We start from the raw sequence: 17,890 nt of genomic DNA, 5'->3' as shown, positions 1-17,890 counted from the left end.
GTTAGTCTTCCTTTCTTGCCAATAATTTGGCTTGGTTCCAAAATGCATCGAGCTGCTCTAGTGAATAATCACTAAAATTACCGCTTCCTTTTTTTACTTGCTTTTCGACATAACGGAAACGACTTTGAAATTTACGGTTCGCTTGCATCATCGCTTCTTCAGGCGACAAATCAAAGAATCGGGCAAGGTTCACTAACGTAAACAGCAAATCGCCCAATTCGTCTAATTGGCGAGCTTTGGAACCATTCGCTATTTCTTGTTGGAACTCCTGCAGTTCTTCATGGAATTTATCCCAAGCAGATGCAGCATCCGGCCATGTAAAGCCTACTTTTGCTGCTTTTTTTTGATAATTAAACGATGTCGTCAATGAAGAACTAAAACGCTCTTGTCCTTCTAATAACGAATCTTGTGCCGGTTTTTCCTGCGCTTTAATTTCCTGCCAATTGGCGATCACTTGCTCGGAATCTTCAGCCGACCCGTTACCAAAAACGTGAGGATGGCGACGAATCATTTTCGCACTGATGGCTTCCAGTACATCTTCTATTTGGAAATAGCCATTGTCTTGTCCAATTTGAGCATGCAAAAACACTTGCAACAACACATCGCCGAGTTCATCGACAATTGCTTCATCGTCTTCTTCTTGAATTGCTTGCAACAACTCGTGTGCTTCTTCAATCAAATGTGGACTCAATGATTCATGCGTCTGCTCACGATCCCACGGGCAACCTTCAGGGCTTCTTAGCTTCGCAATAATGCTTCGGAATGTTTGCCATTCTTTTAAACGTTCGGTTTGTTCTGCTGCTGGTGGTACGTAAACCGTTGTTAAGTTATTCACTTCTGTCGAACGGTCTAATTCATGAAGAGGTACGGTACGTAATACTTCGTCTGCTGATCCCGCTGCCGTTACGATTGTCACCGGATAGTCGTCTGGGTATTTTTCCATAAGCGTTAACTTGACTTCAGACGCGCTAAAGCTATCGTATACTTGCGCAATTAATAAATGCTGCGTCATGTTTACTTGATCACTGGTCATTTCCGTGCCGTCCATTAATTGAAAGCCTTCAATCGGATCGATGCGAAGTGCTCCGAACAAAGAATCCAAAAAGCTATGCCCGCCTTCGATCGATAACTGGCAGCGTCCTTGTTTTTCGGCCTCGATCAAGTTTTGCACCGTTTGTTCTGCTACTAACGGGTGACCCGGAACTGCGTAAATAACCGATTGTTTATCGGATAGCCCTATTAAAGTTTCGGCAATTTCTGCATATACCGGGCTAAAGCTATCGTGCTTTTCGTACACCTCGTCAAAACTTGTAAACACTACGCCTTCTTCTGCTAGTTCTGTTAATACTGGATGGTCCTCAGTCCGCACATATAAATTTGTTGCGGCTTTTAGTTTTTTATACACGCCAAGTGGCAATTGATCTAAATCTCCGGCTCCAAGTCCGATTATGTGAATCGTATTCATTGCTTTTCACCTTTTTTCTTTGAGTTTATTGCTAATTGTAACTTAGCCAACTTACGACCAAGTGGAATGATGTACCATTCTTTTTCCGTAATGATTCGACTTTTACCAACAATGGCCATAAAGACGAAAGCACCCAGTGGAATGGCCGTCATCGTAGTAAGTGCTGCGCTAACACGGCTTGATAAACCGGCAAATAAAAAGCTATCCGCCAAAAGTGACCACCCTAACACTACGGCAGACATGGCCATCCCAGCTCCGACAAGCCAGCTATAATAAGAAACAGGTGCAAATTGCAATGGCCACACTTTTTTAAAATACAAAAGTAAACAAAAAACAATTAACGCTAAGCCGATATTTCCAGCTACAGCCGCTCCCGCTATTCCCCAAGCAGGTACTAACAGTAAGTTGCAAATGACTTTCACTACTAAGCCTGATATTAATAATACAGCCGGTACCCTTACCTTCCCAAGTCCGTGAAGCATCGCTGTCATGATGAGTAATAAAGACATCCAAACAATTTGCCAGCTAAAAATGATTAAGGTCCATGACTGTTCGCGCGTTTGAAATAAGGTTTCATTGACATAAGGCATAACGAAAGTGAGTCCAACTGCAGCAGCGAACGCAAACAAAAACGATACTCGAAAAGCTAAACGAGCATACATGTCGGCTGATCGCCCGCTCGTGTTCCGAGAAGTTCGCGCGACTAACGGCACAATCGCCAAGGTGAGTGAAGTAGCGATTAAAATACCGAACTGTACCAATGGCTGACCGCGATCGTATACTCCTTTTAGTTCCATCGCTGTCAATCGAGCTAGACCACTTTCTTCTAACAATCGAAATACCGTAAACGAATCTACTAATTGAAAAAGCACCAAAATTAATGAACTCATGCTGACACTTAAACTGATGGCGGTCATTTCTTTAAGCACAGGCCAAGTTCGGACTGTAGAGTGCTGGTTTAAAAAACCAAAATGACGACGGAAATACAGCAATAATAAAAAAACGGCTCCAAAACCACCTGCAACAGCACCAAGCATCGCCATTTGACCTGCGACATACAAAGAAAATCCTTGCGAAATCACAATCCATGTACCAATTAATATAACCGCGACACGTAAACCTTGTTCGATAACTTGCGCATAGGCAACGGGTGCCATATTATTGCTCGATTGAAAATAGCCTTTTAACATGGCGAGTGGTGCCATTAATAAAACGGCAAACGCACCTACTTTGAGCAAACTATCTAATTTCGCATCACCCATCCAGCCGGCAAGCAGTTCTGCGCCAAAAAACAATAACGTAAATACGGCAATGGAAATGGTAGCTACATAACTAAATGCAATGCGTAAAATGGCTCGGTGCGCCGACTGATGGTTATCTGCTAATAGTTTAGAGATTGCCACGGCAAAGCCGTAAGAAGTCCATATGCCGAAAATGGCGACAAACGGATACACTTGCTGGTAAATATAAAAGCCTTGGTCTCCGACAAGGTTTTGAAAAGGCACTCGGTAAATGGCACTGAGCAATTTCACGATAAACCCTGCGATAGTAAGCAAGACCGCCCCTTTCATAAATGATTTCATTGTGCCTTCACTGTTCAAAGGTTTCACTCTTCTCTTTCTGACATTAACGTTATGTTGCTTTTCTATAAATCGCTTCGGGCGCTTTGGGCATGGCTCTCGCAATAAGCCGGGAAAAGCACCCGTCCTATCGCTTCGCCTAGCCCTTGTACGCGCCGGCGCTGAGTGATTTCTTTACTACTATTACTACTATTCAGCTAGAAGAGCGGTGCTAATTTATAGAATAACTCCATCAAAATCTACTCTCTCCATTTATAAAACCGCTTTTTCTTCACGTAGCGATTCCGGCAATAGTTTCATCATGCCTTCAAGAACATCAAATGGGTGTTGTTTTTTGGTTTTATTTTCATCAATGGTCATAACCAATTGCTGGCCAGACATACTAAATCCAACTGCGCGACCGTATGTGGCAGATTCTTCGACGACTTTTCCTCCATTGATGCTAGAAGTACCTTTTTCACTTAAACGAACTGAAACAATTTTGCCATTTTGCTTAATCGATTCTACCCCGACTTCGCGCGCCCACACTTTCATACGTGCAATGCGCAATAAGCTATCCGTTTCAGTTGGCATATCCCCGAAACGATCGATCAATTCGTCTTGCAACTCACGCATTTCTTCTTCTGTTTCGATGCCTTTGACCCGTTTGTACATTTGAATCTTTTGATAGCCGTCACTTATATAAGTATCTGGAATATAAGCATCTACATCGAGTGAAATTTCAATTTCCGGCACTACTTCTTTTTTAACGCCTGTTTGACGCTCATCAATTGCTTCTTGCAGCATTTGCGAATACAAATCAAAACCAACTGAATCAATAAAGCCGTGTTGTTGTGAACCGAGCAAATTCCCTGCTCCGCGAATCGTTAAATCACGCATAGCGATTTTAAACCCTGAACCAAGCTCCGTAAATTCTTTAATGGCCATCAACCGTTTTTCTGCAACATCGGTTAACACTTTATCACGCTGATACATAAAGTATGCATACGCCACCCGACTCGAACGTCCAACGCGCCCACGCAATTGATAGAGCTGCGATAAGCCCATTCGATCGGCATTGTACACAATCAATGTATTAACATTTGGAATATCAATGCCGGTTTCGATAATTGTCGTTGTCACTAAAACATCGTAATCACCATCTAGAAAACTCAAAATGACCGATTCGAGTTCTGTTTCACTCATTTGTCCGTGCGCATACCCAACGCGTGCTTCCGGTACCAATTGTTGAATTTCTTCTACTTTCCGTGTCATATCATCTACACGGTTATACAAATAAAACACTTGGCCACCACGTGCCATTTCGCGTTCAATTGCTTCGCGCACGAGTGCCCCATTATGTTCCATCACATAACTTTGCACAGGAAAGCGGTTGGCTGGTGGTGTTTCAATTACTGACAAATCGCGTACACCAATCATCGACATATGGAGCGTTCGCGGAATTGGCGTTGCGGTAAGCGTTAAAACATCGACATTGGTTTTCATTTGTTTAATTTTTTCTTTATGCGTCACACCAAAACGTTGCTCTTCATCAATGATTAATAAGCCTAAGTCTTTATAGTGCATGTCTTTTGATAGGATGCGATGTGTTCCCACCACAATATCCACTGATCCATTTTTCAAACCTTTAACAGTTTCTGTTTGCTGTTTTTTCGAACGGAAGCGACTCATTAATCCAACTGTAATCGGATACTCTTTAAACCGTTCGCTCATCGTTTCAAAATGTTGCTGTGCCAAAATTGTGGTTGGCACAAGAAACGCTACTTGCTTGCCATCGAGCACTGCTTTAAATGCTGCACGAATGGCCACTTCTGTTTTCCCATAGCCCACATCTCCACAGATGAGACGGTCCATCGGTCGTTCATTTTCCATGTCACGTTTTACTTCATTGATAGAACGCAATTGATCGGTTGTTTCTTCGTACGGAAACTCAGCTTCAAATTGACGTTGCATGTCTTGCTCTTCGGAAAAAGCAAAGCCTCTCAACGCTTCACGTTCTGCATACAGCTTGATCAAGTCATCAGCAATATCTTGAACGGCAGCCGACACTTTTGTGCGCGTTTTCTTCCACTCTGCGCCACCCATTTTATGCAGTTTTGGTTCTTTTTCTTCAGAAGCGATGTATTTTTGAATTAAATCGATTTTATCGACTGGCACAAATAATTTATCATCAGCTTTGTAAACGATGTGCAAGTAATCTTTATGCACGCCTCCACTTTCAAGCGTTTCGATCCCTACAAAGCGACCAATTCCGTGGTGGATGTGAACAATGTAATCACCTGGCTTAATCTCCGAGTAGCTTTTGATGCGCTCTGCATTCGTTAGTTTTTGTGCGCGTGTTTTCTTTTTCGGTTGCTGCTTAAACAATTCGGAGTCTGTAATAACAGTCAGTCGTTGCAACGGCATTTCAAAACCCGTTGACAATTCCCCATCAACCAAATAAATTTGACCGCCTTGAATTTCAGTAGCAGAGGTAGCAATTACAGCTTCCATATCGTAGTCCGCTAATACGGAACGTACTTTTTCTAAGCGTTCTTCTCCCCCTGCGACGATGAAGATTTGCGACTTTCCTAATGTCCATCGCTCCATCTCTGCTTTTAGCAAATGCATTTGTCCATGGAACGACTGCATTGGCTTGCATGAAAAAGCCAATGATTTTTTGATGGATACCATCGGGAACGTCCGAACAAATAAAGATAAAAAGGTTACTTTTTGTTCTAGTTTCGACATCATTTCCCGGAACGTATACGTTAACGAAACATCGTGAACAAACTTTCCTTCTTCAAGTAGCGAAACAATCCAATCGCCTTCCTCACGTTCTAATGTATCTGTCATTTCTTGAATCCGTCCGAGCTCATCAAAAAAGACCAATCCATTCCCCGGGAAATAATCACCTAAAAATGCGGATTGCGTATCGATTAAAGAAGCATATTTCGCCAATTGCTCTGGAGTTTCTCCTTGTTTCAATAAGTCAATGTCATGTTGGATGTGTTGCATCATTAACGCTTTCGTATCGTCAGCTTTTATTTTTTTCAAACTAGAAGCAAGTTGTGCTTCCAGCTTTTCTGCTAGCAGAATGCGTTGATCGGCTGATAATACCAATTCATTGGCTGGTAAAATACAAAGCGACTGGACTTTTTCAAGCGAACGTTGATCTTCTGCTGAAAATAGACGCAGGGAATCTACTTCTGTATCGAACAACTCAATGCGTACTGGGTGTTCAAAATTCAGTGGATAAATATCCAAAATGCCCCCACGAAGCGCAAATTCTCCCGGCGTAGTTACCATTGGTGTACGAGAGTACCCCATTGCCACCAATTTTAATAGCCATTCGTCTGTATCGAGTTCTTCACCTTCCGCAATTCGTAAAGTAGCATAATCCCATTGTTCTTTTGTCGGTAATAACTTACGCATTCCTGCAACAGGTGTGATGTAGATGCCTTTCCCAACACTTTTCATATGATCTAACGTATCAATGCGGTGAGCCCTCAATTCAGGACCAGAAAAAGACACTTCGGCTGCGATTAATTCTTCTGCGGGATAAAGATGGACTTGTTTTTCTCCCATCAAACGCACCAAGTCATCATATATACGTTGAGCGTGCAATAAGTTAGGTGTCACAATTAATAAAGGCTCTTCTAGTTCCGACCAGATGGTTTGATAAAAAATTGGGCGTGCGCTGCCAGATAAACCAGAGATCAATTGGTGATCATTTCCTTGTTTTAAGTCCTCTATAAATCGTTGTGTCTGTGTATCCTCCGAAAATATCTGTAAAATGTGGTTCATCCAACTTCCTCCTCTCAACAAAATACACAAAACAGAAAAAAGCTCTGAACGCCAAATGCGTCAAAGCGGTTAAATTCCATTAAATTCATTCATAACTTCTATATAAGGTTTAGACAGCCAGGTTTCACAAGCAGCCGCACTTTTTTTAATCGCTGCGGTCATTTCTGGAATTTCTTCTGTCGAAAATCGCTGCAATACGTAATCCGGTACTTTCATACCTGCTGGCGGACGACTAATCCCTATGCGTAAACGGTTGAATTCCTGATTCCCTAAATGCTGAATTAACGACTTAATGCCATTATGACCACCCGCACTGCCTTTTTGGCGTAATCTTAACTGCCCTGTTGGTAAATCCAAGTCATCGTAAATAACGATTATATCTTTTAACTCAATATTATAGTAATCCATTAAGGCCGCAACGCTTTCACCAGATAAATTCATGTATGTTAATGGCTTTAACAGTATCACTTTGCCTTCTGGCCGGTGACTTACGGAATACATGCCTTTAAATTTAGATTGCGTTAATGGCGCATCCCATTGACTTGCCAAGTAGTCAATTACTTTAAAGCCAATATTATGCCGCGTATCTTCATATGTCTTGCCCGGATTGCCCAGACCGATAATCAGTTTCATGTCCATCTTCCTTTGCTTTATCGCTGTTTTTTATTTTATCATAATTAGTTTATAAAAAAAGCATATGCGGCTCTTCGTAGAACGTAAAAATAGAGACTGTCTCTCGACAGTCCCTATTTTCCATTTGTATTTATGCTTCTTTATCTTCTTCAGAATCTTCGCTGCCAACCACTTCTGGTTCTGCATTTTCATCTGTGCCTGCATCAAGTTCGTCCATTTCATCTTGTGTACGAGGAGCAGTTGCAGAAACAAGGATAAAGTCGTCTTCGTCAAGAATTTCATAAGAAACCGTTCCACGAATATCGCCAACCGTAATCGTTTCGCCAATCGCTAGGTCCGTGATGTCTACTTCTAGTGCATCCGGAATATCAGATGGCTTCACGCGGATATTTACTTCACGGTTTGGCTGAGTGATAAAGCCACCCTCTTTTTCGCCTGCTGATTCACCAGTTAAGTGAACAGCTGCAGATACTTCTAGCTCATCAGACATATTGATAGCTAAAAAGTCGACGTGCTTAAAGCTGCCTTTTAACGCATCCATTTGATAATCGCTCAATACAACATTTTTAGTCGTACCGTCAATTTCTAATTTGATGACGCCATTACGTCCAGATTCACGTAACGTTTTGATCAAATCGATCTCAGTTACCGTTACTGGTGTTGTTTCTGTTTTAAAGCCATAAACTACGCCTGGCACATTGCCTTGTGAACGAAGTTCCGTTAATGCAGAATTCTTATTGCTGCTTTCTCTTTTTTGCGCGGTCATTTTTACCATTGATTTCAGCCTCCAGTTATATTAAAGTACATGTTCACGATAAGTACATACTTGGTACATACCCGTGTCGCATCTTAATGAAACATAGAGCATCGAAAGGTCTTACAAATGATCAATCAAACAGAGTGCTGACAGATTTTTGCTCGTGAACACGAACAATTGTCTCTGCCAATAAACGAGCTACAGATAACTGCTTAATCTTAGGAGATTTCTTTTCTTCAGGCAATGCAATTGAATTGGTGATGATCAATTCCTTGATAACCGAATCATTGATACGTTGTACAGCTGGACCCGATAGAACTGGGTGAGTACAGCATGCAAAGACTTCTTTCGCACCGCTTTCGATTAATGCACTCGCAGCAATCGAAATCGTTCCTGCTGTATCAATAATGTCATCAATAATAATCGCCGTTTTGCCTTCTACGTTACCAACAATGTTCATAACTTCAGCAACGTTTGGTTTTGGACGACGTTTATCAATAATGGCGATTGGTGCTTTCAAACGATCCGCCATCTTACGTGCGCGAGTAACTCCGCCGTGGTCAGGTGAAACGATGATCACATTTTCAAGGTCAACGCCACTTTCATTCAGGAAATAATCAGAAAGCAATGGTACAGCTACCAAGTGGTCAATCAAAATATCGAAGAACCCTTGAATTTGAGGAGCATGCAAATCAAGTACGATGACACGAGTTGCTCCTGCAGTTTCCAATAAGTTCGCTACTAATTTCGCTGTAATCGGTTCACGTGAACGGGCTTTACGGTCTTGTCGTGCATAACCATAGTAAGGCATTACGACGTTGACTGTACGAGCAGAAGCACGTTTAACAGCGTCAATCATAATTAATAGTTCCATCAAGTTTTCGTTAACCGGCTGAGAAGTCGATTGCACGATAAATACATCGTAGCCACGAATACTTTCTTCAATATTAATTTGGATTTCACCATCGCTGAAATGTGTTACTGAACTTTTTCCAAGTGGAATACCTGCATGTTCAGAAATTTCTTCCGCTAGCTCCTGGTTCGAATTCAATGAAAAGATTTTCAATTTCGAGTTTGCATTTTGATAGCCCATTAGGTGTGAACCCTCCTATTTTTTCCTGTTTAATTTACTTGCATAGCCTTCTTTATTTTCCTGGCGCGAACGAGCAATCGCCAATGAATCCTCAGGTACATTTTTGGAAATCGTAGATCCTGCAGCAACATATGATCCTTTGCCTACAGTAACCGGTGCAATCAGATTTGAATTACAACCGATGAACGTATCATCTTCAATAACGGTTTGGAATTTATTTTTGCCATCATAATTTACAGTAATGGTCCCGCACCCAATATTAACACCTGTGCCAACTGTTGCATCGCCAATATAGCTTAAATGAGAAATTTTGCTATCGTTTCCGATTTCGGCTTTTTTCACTTCAACAAAGTTACCGATTTTTACATCGTTGCCTAAAGCTGATTCCGGACGAACGTGTGCAAATGGTCCAACAGCTGTGTCCGTACCAATGCTGCTGTCGTAAACTTCTGAACTGCGAATTGTTGTACGGTCACCAATCACACTATTCACAATTTGGCTGTTTGACGAAATAACACAATCTTCCCCAATTTTTGTATCGCCTGCAATCGTTACGTTCGGATGAATGATGGTATCTGCTCCGATTTCAGCTTGCGCACTAATATAAGCAGTTGCCGGATCAATAATTGATACGCCCGCTCTCATATGTTTTTCCGCAATTCGTTTGCGCATAATGTTCTCAGCTTGGCTTAATGCTACACGGTCATTAACTCCTAATGTTTCATCAAAGCTGTCTGTTGCATAAGCGGCTACGATCTCACCTTGCTTTTGTAGAATCTCAATAACATCTGGTAAGTAATACTCACCTTGAACATTATCATTAGAAACTAATTTTAACGCTTCAAACAACGCTTCGTTGTCAAAGCAATAAGTTCCTGTATTAATTTCTTTTACTTGTTGTTCTTCTGACGAAGCATCTTTTTGCTCAACAATTTTTTCAACAATGCCTTCGCTATTGCGAAGAATTCGGCCGTAACCTGTTGGGTTGTCAGCAATTGCTGTTAAAATTGTTGCTTTTGCTCCTGTTTCAGTATGTTGGTCAAGTAAAGCTTGCATCGTTTCTGGACGGATTAATGGCGTATCACCACAAACCACTAATGTTGTACCTGCTAAACCTTCGATCAAGGAAGCTGTTTGCTGTACCGCATGAGCTGTTCCAAGCTGTTCTGCTTGCAAAGCATACTCACTTTTTGCTCCCAATTGCTGCTGAACTTTTTCTGCGCCGTGGCCAACGACGGTCACGATTTTTTCAACACCAAGTTGCTCAACATTGCTTGTGACATGTTCAACCATTGGCATGCCGCAGACTGGGTGAAGTACTTTGTACAATTTCGACTTCATGCGCGTTCCTTGGCCGGCCGCTAAAATTACTGCATATGTATTTGCCATCTGTTATCCCTCCACTCCTCTTTTGATCAGAACCCTTTTTACCAGGTCTATCCTTATATTTATTCTATCAATTGATCGGTTCAGTGTTAACCTCGCCATGTCAACCAAAAATTCGCTTTTCCTTATTGACTATAGCGGAAAAACCTTGATTTTTCAAGGTTCCAAGGCATGACAATCCCATGACAAAAAAGGCAAATAAAAAAAGAGCCTATTTTTACAATAGAAGGCTCCTTGTTTCAGCTCCATTAAACGCCGGCATTTTCCAAAACCGCTTCGTTTTCACTTTGCTCATATGCAGTTAAGACCGCTTCCTGTAGCTTCGTGCGTGCGCTTGAGTTAATCGGATGAGCAATATCTCTAAATTCCCCATCTGGTGTTCTTTTGCTCGGCATCGCTACAAACAAGCCATCGTTTCCATCAATTACCCGAATATCGTGAATCACAAATTCGTCATCCAGCGTGATGGAGGCGATTGCTCTCATTCGACCGTCGGTTTGTACACGTCTTAGTCTCACATCTGTTACTTCCATTCTCTTGTTCCCCCTCCTCTCAGCTGCTGTTTTAAACCCTAATTATGGTTATTCGCTATAAAGGACCATTCTCCTTCACAAATCACAAAACTTATTTGAAAATTTACTCAATAAAGAAAATAAGAGGAATAAGAGATGAAAAAAGCAGGCCAACTCATAAAATGATGAGTTGGCCTGCTTTTTAACTTAGTTTAACTAATTTCACTTGTTCGCTTTCGCAATAACTTCGATTTCTACTTTTACATCTTTTGGTAACCGTGCCACTTCAACTGTCGAGCGCGCTGGTTTATGGTCTCCAAAGTAACTAGCATAAATCTCGTTTAAAGCAGCAAAGTCATTCATGTCTTTAATAAAAACAGTAGTTTTGATGACATCATTTAAAGATGAGCCTGCTTCTGCAAGTACTGCTTTTAAGTTTGAAAATACTTGATGCGTTTGATCGCCAATAGAACCGTCAACCAATTCACCGGTTGCTGTTAATGGAATTTGACCCGAGCTATACAAAAGCCCTCCTGAAACTACACCTTGTGAATATGGGCCAATTGCAGCTGCTGCTTTGTCTGTCGCTACGTAATTCATTTAAATTCCCCCGTTTTCAAAGTAATTTCCTTCTTCTAAAGCGATGGTTCGTTCTTTTTCACTGACTTCATGCAATTTGACGAGAGACAAATACTTCTCAACAAGACGCTCATCCGAATGCTCGGCTTCGACGAGAACAGCGACACCCGCTAATGTGCACTCAAACTCTTCAAGTAAGTTCTTCATGCCATTCATCGTTCCGCCGACTTTCATAAAGTCATCTGTAATCAAAACGCGCTGTCCACTCTTCATGCTACGTTTTGACAACACCATTGTCTGGATTCGTCTTGATGACCCTGATACATAGTTGATGCTGACGGTAGAGCCTTCAGTAACTTTGCTATCACGACGAACAATAACGACCGGTACATTCAAGTGATGCGCAATAGCATGTGCAATTGGGATACCTTTTGTTGCTACTGTCATAATGACATCAATTTTCTCGTTAGCAAATGCTGTCGCAAATACTTTACCAACCCGGTTCATCATTTCGGGATTGCCAAGCACATCAGTCATATACAAATAACCACCTGGCAACAATCGATCCGAATGACTTAACTCTTCCATTAAATCCGCTATTACGGTTTTAATTTCACCAGCTTGAAGTTTTGGAACATATTTAACACCACCAGCTGCTCCTGGTACTGTCATTAACAAACCGATTCCTTTTTCTTCAAACGTTTCTTTCACAATTCCTAAATCTTCACTAATTGATGACTTAGCTGATTGATACAACTCCGAAAAATAAGTCAGCGGAATCAATTTATGTGGATGGTCTAATAAAAAATGTGTCATATCAACAAGCCGTTCACTGCGCTTCCACTTCAAAACTACCCTCTCCTAAACACGAATGATTTATAGAAAACTTACCATAAATGTCCGTATTTAAGCAAGGGGCTCTCGTTCGCCAATCAACCGTACTGCATAAACTTCCGAACAAAAGCCACGCAAGCCATTATATATACGTGGAATACGTGCTTCTTGGTAAACCAACCCGAAAACTGTTGGCCCACTTCCGCTCATTAATACAGCGTCCGCACCAAATTTCTTCATCTGATCTTTAATATGCGCAACTTCTGGATACAATTTTAAGGTAACACTTTCAAGAGCATTGCCAAGGTTGGCGCACATCGCATCGTAATCGCCATCTTCGAGTGCTTGAATCATTTCTTGTGTGTTTGGATGTTGAGCTGTGGTTACATCGAACGCACCGTAAACATCAGCTGTAGAGACGCCAATAGTTGGTTTTGCTAAGATGACCCAGCAATTCGGTGGAGTCGGCAATTGTTGAATAATTTCTCCACGCCCTTTTGCAAGAGCTGTGCCCCCGTAAACGCAAAAAGAAACATCCGAGCCGATTTTAGCCCCTAGCTCAGCTAGTTCATCAAGTGACAAGTTTAATTGCCAAAGTTTATTTAATCCTTTTAATGTAGCAGCAGCATCGCTACTCCCTCCGGCTAAACCTGCGGCAACCGGAATTTTTTTATCTAGCGAAATGATAACGCCGGTCTTAATGTTAAAAGTGTCTTTAATCAATTGTGCGGCTTGATAAGCAAGGTTGCGGGAATCATTTGGCACGAAGCGATCTGCAGACTGAATATGTATGCCTTTTGCTGTCCCCATCAATCCTATGCGATCCGACAAATCCACCGTGGTCATAATCATTTCGATTTCATGATAGTTATCTGGACGTTTATGCAAAACATCTAATGTTAAGTTAATCTTGGCAGGCGCTTTCACGTAGAGCATCCCACTGCCTCCTTTTATATTCTGATGAAGACTATTTTAACATACCGCGGGCTAATGGAAAGCAAAGTGGTGATAGAAACAAAAAAACTCGCATTCCGCTTAAATCAGCAGGAGCAAGTTTTGGAGTATCTTATAAATGTAGTTCGATTATTTCACAACAAGTGCGTCTTCGGTTCCTTCGTACACAGTAATTTCTACTGCTTCAGTTAAGATGTCTGCGTAGCTGTAAGACACGCGTTCAAATGCATGCTCTTCTTGATCTAACTCAATCACGAACACGGAGTGATATGTTTCGCGCAGGATTCCGGCACGTTCGACCGTTTTCTTGCGACCTCCGTTTGCCTTCAAAAGCAATCGCTTTCCTAAATGTAGGTCTAACGACTTTTTAATATCCGCCAAAGTTTTGGGCATTTTGTCTACACCTCACTATGGATAAAATTCTACCATAATTTGATGGAATAGTCAAGCAAATTTATAATTTTATCAGCGACACTCTGTTGCTGTCAATATTTATTTATTCGAAATTTCTTTAACTCGAAACAAGTTGTGCCGATTTTGTAACAGAATGCCGTTATTACTGGAAATATGCGTATAACTTATCCGATAATAAACCGAATTCTTTAATGGTTAAAGTTTCACCACGTCTTGTCGGATCAATTTCTGCTTCTTCTAACGCTTTTAAAATGAATTCTTTTTTCTCTTTTCCTGAAGGCATTGCAACTTGAAGGTTGTTTAATATAGTTTTTCTCCGTTGAACAAACGAACCTCTTGTAACACTAAAGAAAAAGTCTTCGTTAATGACTTCGACTTCTGGCACTTCTCGTTTGGTCATGCGAATAACGGCAGAATCCACGTTTGGTTGAGGTAAAAATACGGACTTCGGAACTGTTAACGCCATTTCAGCCTGTGTATAGTACTGTATGGCAATTGATAGCGACCCGTAAGCTTTTGTTCCAGGTTTTGCTGTAATGCGCTCAGCTACCTCTTTTTGCAACATAACGACCATGCCACGAATCGGCAGCTTTTCTAGTAATAACTTTAAGATAATTGGAGTCGTTACGTAATAAGGTAAGTTGGCCACGACCACAATATCATCGTATCCTGCTAATTCGCTATCAATGGCTGCTTGGACATCGGCTTTTAAAATATCGGAATGAACAATGGAAATATTGTCATATGGTGACAATGTGTCAGCTAATACTGGCAATAAACGTTGATCGATTTCAAAAGCTAACACTTTTCCAGCTTCTCTTGCCAAATGCTCAGTTAGCGCACCAATTCCAGGGCCAATTTCGATTGCCGCAGATTTTTTTGTTAAGTTGGCTTGTCCGACAATTTTGCGCAAAATATTAGGGTCGATTAAAAAGTTTTGTCCTAAGCTTTTCTTCACTTTCAAATTGTATTTCGTCATGATTTGTTGAGTGCGGATGGGTGTTGCAATATCTTTAGTCATTAATTTTCCTCCTGAGTTAACGCTTGTACCGCTTTAATAAACTGGTCTTTGGAAATACCAAACATGTAGAGTCGCTTCTGAAGTTGTTTCCCATTTGTGTAACCGATTTGCAAATCGTTGCCGATTGCAATACGGCGCTGTTTCGCTTGTGGGTGAGCAACAAGGCCAGCATCGATTAAATCTTCCATTGTAATCTCAATTGCACGATCTTGCTGTAACGGCGTATAAACCGCTTCTAGCGCTTCACGAATGTCTTCATCACGGGCATGTTCAATTCCTAAGCCTTTGCCGTTTTTAGCGATTGTTTTTTCTTTTGCTAAAAATGCATGTTTTGCCTGGGGCACATGTTCTTCAATAATAGCACGGATACGGCGTCCAGGATAATCCGGATCAGTAAAAACAATGACTCCTCGTTTTTCCTGGGCGTGAGCAATTCGTGCAAGCGTTTCTGCAGTAATAGCTGATCCATTTGTTTCAATGGTATCCGCATTGACTGCACGTTTAATGGCTACTGTATCGTCTTTTCCTTCAACCACAATAATTTCAGTTATTTTCATTTATCAAATTCCTCATTTCAAGCTTCTTGTTTATTTTACCTGTTTATCGATTAACATGTAAAAAGCTTTCCCGGGAAATATCCCAGGAAAGCTTGCAGTTGGATTAAAATAGATTAGTTTAAAATTCTAACTTTCACTTGTTTCCGTCCAAATGACAAAGCATCTGATCTGTTTGCCATGAATAAATCAATTTTATTTCCTTTGATTGCTCCGCCTGTATCGCCTGCAATCGCATTTCCGTATCCCTCTACCCATACTTTAGAACCTAATGGAATAACATTTGGATCTACCGCAATTACTTTAAGGCCAGGGTTTGCTTTTAAGTTAATGCCCGTAGCTGTAATTCCTGAACATCCTGTGCAGCTTGCTGTATACGCTGTTGCCGATACATAAAATTCTTTTCCACCAGTTGGTTCTGCTGCAGGTGTCTCTTTAACTGTTGTAGTTTTGACTGGTGTTGCTTTAGGAGTCGTTGTTGCTTTAACTGTAGTCGCTGTAGCTGTTGGTGCTTTTTCAGGTGAAGCTGTTTTAACAGTTTCTTTTTGAGCTCCACGCGAAACGCTAGCGACAACTGTTTTTGTGCCAACTGCCGTTACTTGTTTTGTTGGTTCTTTAACAACTTTTTCGTTTTTAAGATCACGTTTTACTTCTTTACCATTTTCTTTTACAATTTCATATGTTTTTTCAACTAAGCCATTTTGACCTTTTTGAACAACTTTTTCGCTACCTTTAAGAAGCGTGTCGTCTTTTTTAGTTTCGACTGCGTATTTTACAGAATCCTCAACTACATCTGTAACTTTTTCAACGCGAACTACTTTGACTTCTGAATTTGGTAAAACCAATGCGTCCATTTCGCTTTCAACGCGATCTAGTTTACCTAATGTGATTTTGTTTTCTTTTAAGAAATTAGCGACTGTTGTCGAAGTAGACCATACTTTCTTTTCTTCCACGCCGTCTTGAATTGTAACTTCGTATGCTTTTTCAACTGAGATTTTTGTGTCTTCGTCTACTTGTGCGTCTAATGCTGGGGTTACTTTATCGTATTTTGTTAACTCAATATTCGCTGTTGCTAAAATGTCTGACACTGTGTTTTTTGTGGTCCAAGCTGAAGTCGCTTTCCCATCAACGGTTACAGCATATTGTTCTGCTGCATCCCATTCCAATGTCATATCTTCATTAATCGGTGTATCTGCAGAATGGCTTACAAAATCATGCTCTCCAGTTTCGATGTCTTGTTCTTCTAAAAAGGCACCTACTGTTTCTGCATGCGTTCTTACTTGTTCCTGTTCTCCATTTGCTGTTACTGTTATTGTATTTTTTGTTCCTTCATATATAGCGAAAGTTAAAACCGCTGCGAACAATAAGACAGTCGCGATTGTTACCGCCAACGATTTACCTTTAAATGACTTTGTCGAATTGGTACTATTTGCTTGATTTGTCAAAAATAATTCCTCCTCTTTCACTTGAGTGATTATATGGGCCTGTGTTTTTCATGTCAACGAATACGAATTTCTTAATTTCACTTTTTTTGAGAAAATTTATAAAACTTTTCGGCGTTCTCAGTAGTTGCTTTTGCGACAGTCTCTATTGAAATGTCTTTTAACCGCGCAATTTCTTGCGCTACTAAAGGAACATAAGATGGTTCATTTCGTTTGCCGCGATAGGGATGCGGTGCTAAATATGGAGCATCTGTTTCAATCATTAAATGATCGAGTGAGATCGCTTCGGCCACTTCTTTTGGCTTTTTGGCATTTTTAAATGTTACTGGTCCACCAAGTGAAATCATGAAGTTCATTGCGATACTTTGGTGGGCTGTCTCTACACTGCCACTAAAGCAATGCATCACGCCGCCTACTTCTTGTGCGTTTTCTTCTTTAAGAATTTCTAATACGTCTGCTGTTGCTTCCCGGTTATGAATGATAATTGGCAGTTTCACTTTTTTAGCCAACCGAATTTGCTTACGGAAGATTTCTTGTTGTACCTCTTTTGGCGATTTGTCCCAATGATAATCCAAACCGGTTTCTCCGATTCCAACTACTTTAGGATGAGCAGCTAGCTCTTCAATCCACGCCAGGTCTTCTTCAGTACAGTCGATGGCATCTACTGGATGCCAACCAACTACTGCGAAGATAAATTCGTAGGTTTCGGCCAACTCTATGGCTCGTTCGATCGTTTTTCGGTCGAAGCCGATGACTACCATTTTTTCCACATGGTTTTCTCGTGCGCGCTCAATGACTTCTACTAAGTCCTCATCGTATTGATCTGCATTTAAATGTACATGGGTATCGATAAACATCAATCATTCTCCTCACATTAAGC

At 41.0% G+C, this 17,890-nt stretch carries 16 protein-coding genes; all 16 read right to left on the bottom strand.

Features of this window, described 5'->3' with window-relative positions; genetic code table 11:
* Window position 1: 1 nt before the first annotated feature.
* On the bottom strand, window positions 2-1,465 hold the full coding sequence (gene yabN, locus GPDM_RS16160) for a bifunctional methyltransferase/pyrophosphohydrolase YabN (RefSeq protein WP_008433124.1): 1,464 nt from the start codon (window positions 1,463-1,465) through the stop codon (window positions 2-4).
* A complete protein-coding gene (locus tag GPDM_RS16155; protein ID WP_008433121.1) occupies window positions 1,462-3,066 on the bottom strand; it encodes a putative polysaccharide biosynthesis protein in 1,605 nt (534 codons plus the stop codon). The genes yabN and GPDM_RS16155 overlap by 4 nt, the downstream gene beginning before the upstream one ends.
* 231 nt (window positions 3,067-3,297) lie before the next feature.
* The gene (mfd, locus tag GPDM_RS16150; RefSeq protein ID WP_008433120.1) at window positions 3,298-6,831 is read right to left on the bottom strand and encodes a transcription-repair coupling factor; all 3,534 of its coding nucleotides are present in this window, start codon (window positions 6,829-6,831) and stop codon (window positions 3,298-3,300) included.
* 69 nt (window positions 6,832-6,900) lie between these two features.
* A complete protein-coding gene (gene pth / locus GPDM_RS16145) occupies window positions 6,901-7,464 on the bottom strand; it encodes an aminoacyl-tRNA hydrolase (protein ID WP_008433117.1) in 564 nt (187 codons plus the stop codon).
* 130 nt (window positions 7,465-7,594) lie between these two features.
* Window positions 7,595-8,239 (bottom strand): 50S ribosomal protein L25/general stress protein Ctc, encoded by a 645-nt coding sequence (locus GPDM_RS16140; RefSeq protein ID WP_008433116.1) that lies wholly within the window; start codon window positions 8,237-8,239, stop codon window positions 7,595-7,597.
* 112 nt (window positions 8,240-8,351) lie between these two features.
* Entirely contained in the window at window positions 8,352-9,314 is a 963-nt protein-coding gene (locus GPDM_RS16135; protein ID WP_008433114.1) for a ribose-phosphate diphosphokinase, read from the bottom strand.
* Window positions 9,315-9,329: 15 nt separating this feature from the next.
* The gene (glmU, locus tag GPDM_RS16130; RefSeq protein ID WP_008433112.1) at window positions 9,330-10,703 is read right to left on the bottom strand and encodes a bifunctional UDP-N-acetylglucosamine diphosphorylase/glucosamine-1-phosphate N-acetyltransferase GlmU; all 1,374 of its coding nucleotides are present in this window, start codon (window positions 10,701-10,703) and stop codon (window positions 9,330-9,332) included.
* Between the two features lie 245 nt (window positions 10,704-10,948).
* Window positions 10,949-11,233, bottom strand: coding sequence for a septation regulator SpoVG (gene spoVG / locus GPDM_RS16125; RefSeq protein WP_008433111.1), 285 nt, complete (start codon window positions 11,231-11,233; stop codon window positions 10,949-10,951).
* A gap of 201 nt (window positions 11,234-11,434) precedes the next feature.
* Entirely contained in the window at window positions 11,435-11,812 is a 378-nt protein-coding gene (locus GPDM_RS16120) for a RidA family protein (RefSeq protein WP_008433110.1), read from the bottom strand.
* A complete protein-coding gene (purR, locus tag GPDM_RS16115; protein ID WP_008433108.1) occupies window positions 11,813-12,640 on the bottom strand; it encodes a pur operon repressor in 828 nt (275 codons plus the stop codon).
* Between the two features lie 57 nt (window positions 12,641-12,697).
* Window positions 12,698-13,561, bottom strand: a complete 864-nt coding sequence (ispE, locus tag GPDM_RS16110) for a 4-(cytidine 5'-diphospho)-2-C-methyl-D-erythritol kinase (protein WP_008433106.1) — start codon at window positions 13,559-13,561, stop codon at window positions 12,698-12,700.
* 147 nt (window positions 13,562-13,708) lie between these two features.
* Entirely contained in the window at window positions 13,709-13,972 is a 264-nt protein-coding gene (gene veg / locus GPDM_RS16105; RefSeq protein ID WP_006830753.1) for a biofilm formation stimulator Veg, read from the bottom strand.
* A gap of 163 nt (window positions 13,973-14,135) precedes the next feature.
* The gene (gene rsmA, locus GPDM_RS16100) at window positions 14,136-15,014 is read right to left on the bottom strand and encodes a 16S rRNA (adenine(1518)-N(6)/adenine(1519)-N(6))-dimethyltransferase RsmA (RefSeq protein WP_008433103.1); all 879 of its coding nucleotides are present in this window, start codon (window positions 15,012-15,014) and stop codon (window positions 14,136-14,138) included.
* Entirely contained in the window at window positions 15,014-15,571 is a 558-nt protein-coding gene (gene rnmV / locus GPDM_RS16095) for a ribonuclease M5 (RefSeq protein ID WP_008433102.1), read from the bottom strand. Before rnmV ends, rsmA begins: the two co-directional genes overlap by 1 nt.
* Window positions 15,572-15,684: 113 nt before the next feature.
* On the bottom strand, window positions 15,685-17,013 hold the full coding sequence (locus tag GPDM_RS16950; protein ID WP_008433101.1) for a G5 and 3D domain-containing protein: 1,329 nt from the start codon (window positions 17,011-17,013) through the stop codon (window positions 15,685-15,687).
* Window positions 17,014-17,090: 77 nt separating this feature from the next.
* Window positions 17,091-17,867, bottom strand: coding sequence for a TatD family hydrolase (locus GPDM_RS16085; protein ID WP_008433100.1), 777 nt, complete (start codon window positions 17,865-17,867; stop codon window positions 17,091-17,093).
* Between the last annotated feature and the right edge of the window lie 23 nt (window positions 17,868-17,890).

Source organism: Planococcus donghaensis MPA1U2 (assembly GCF_000189395.1).
In the GTDB taxonomy this organism is placed as follows: Bacteria; Bacillota; Bacilli; order Bacillales_A; family Planococcaceae; genus Planococcus; species Planococcus donghaensis_B.
This window is presented reverse-complemented; position numbering and strand designations above follow the sequence as displayed.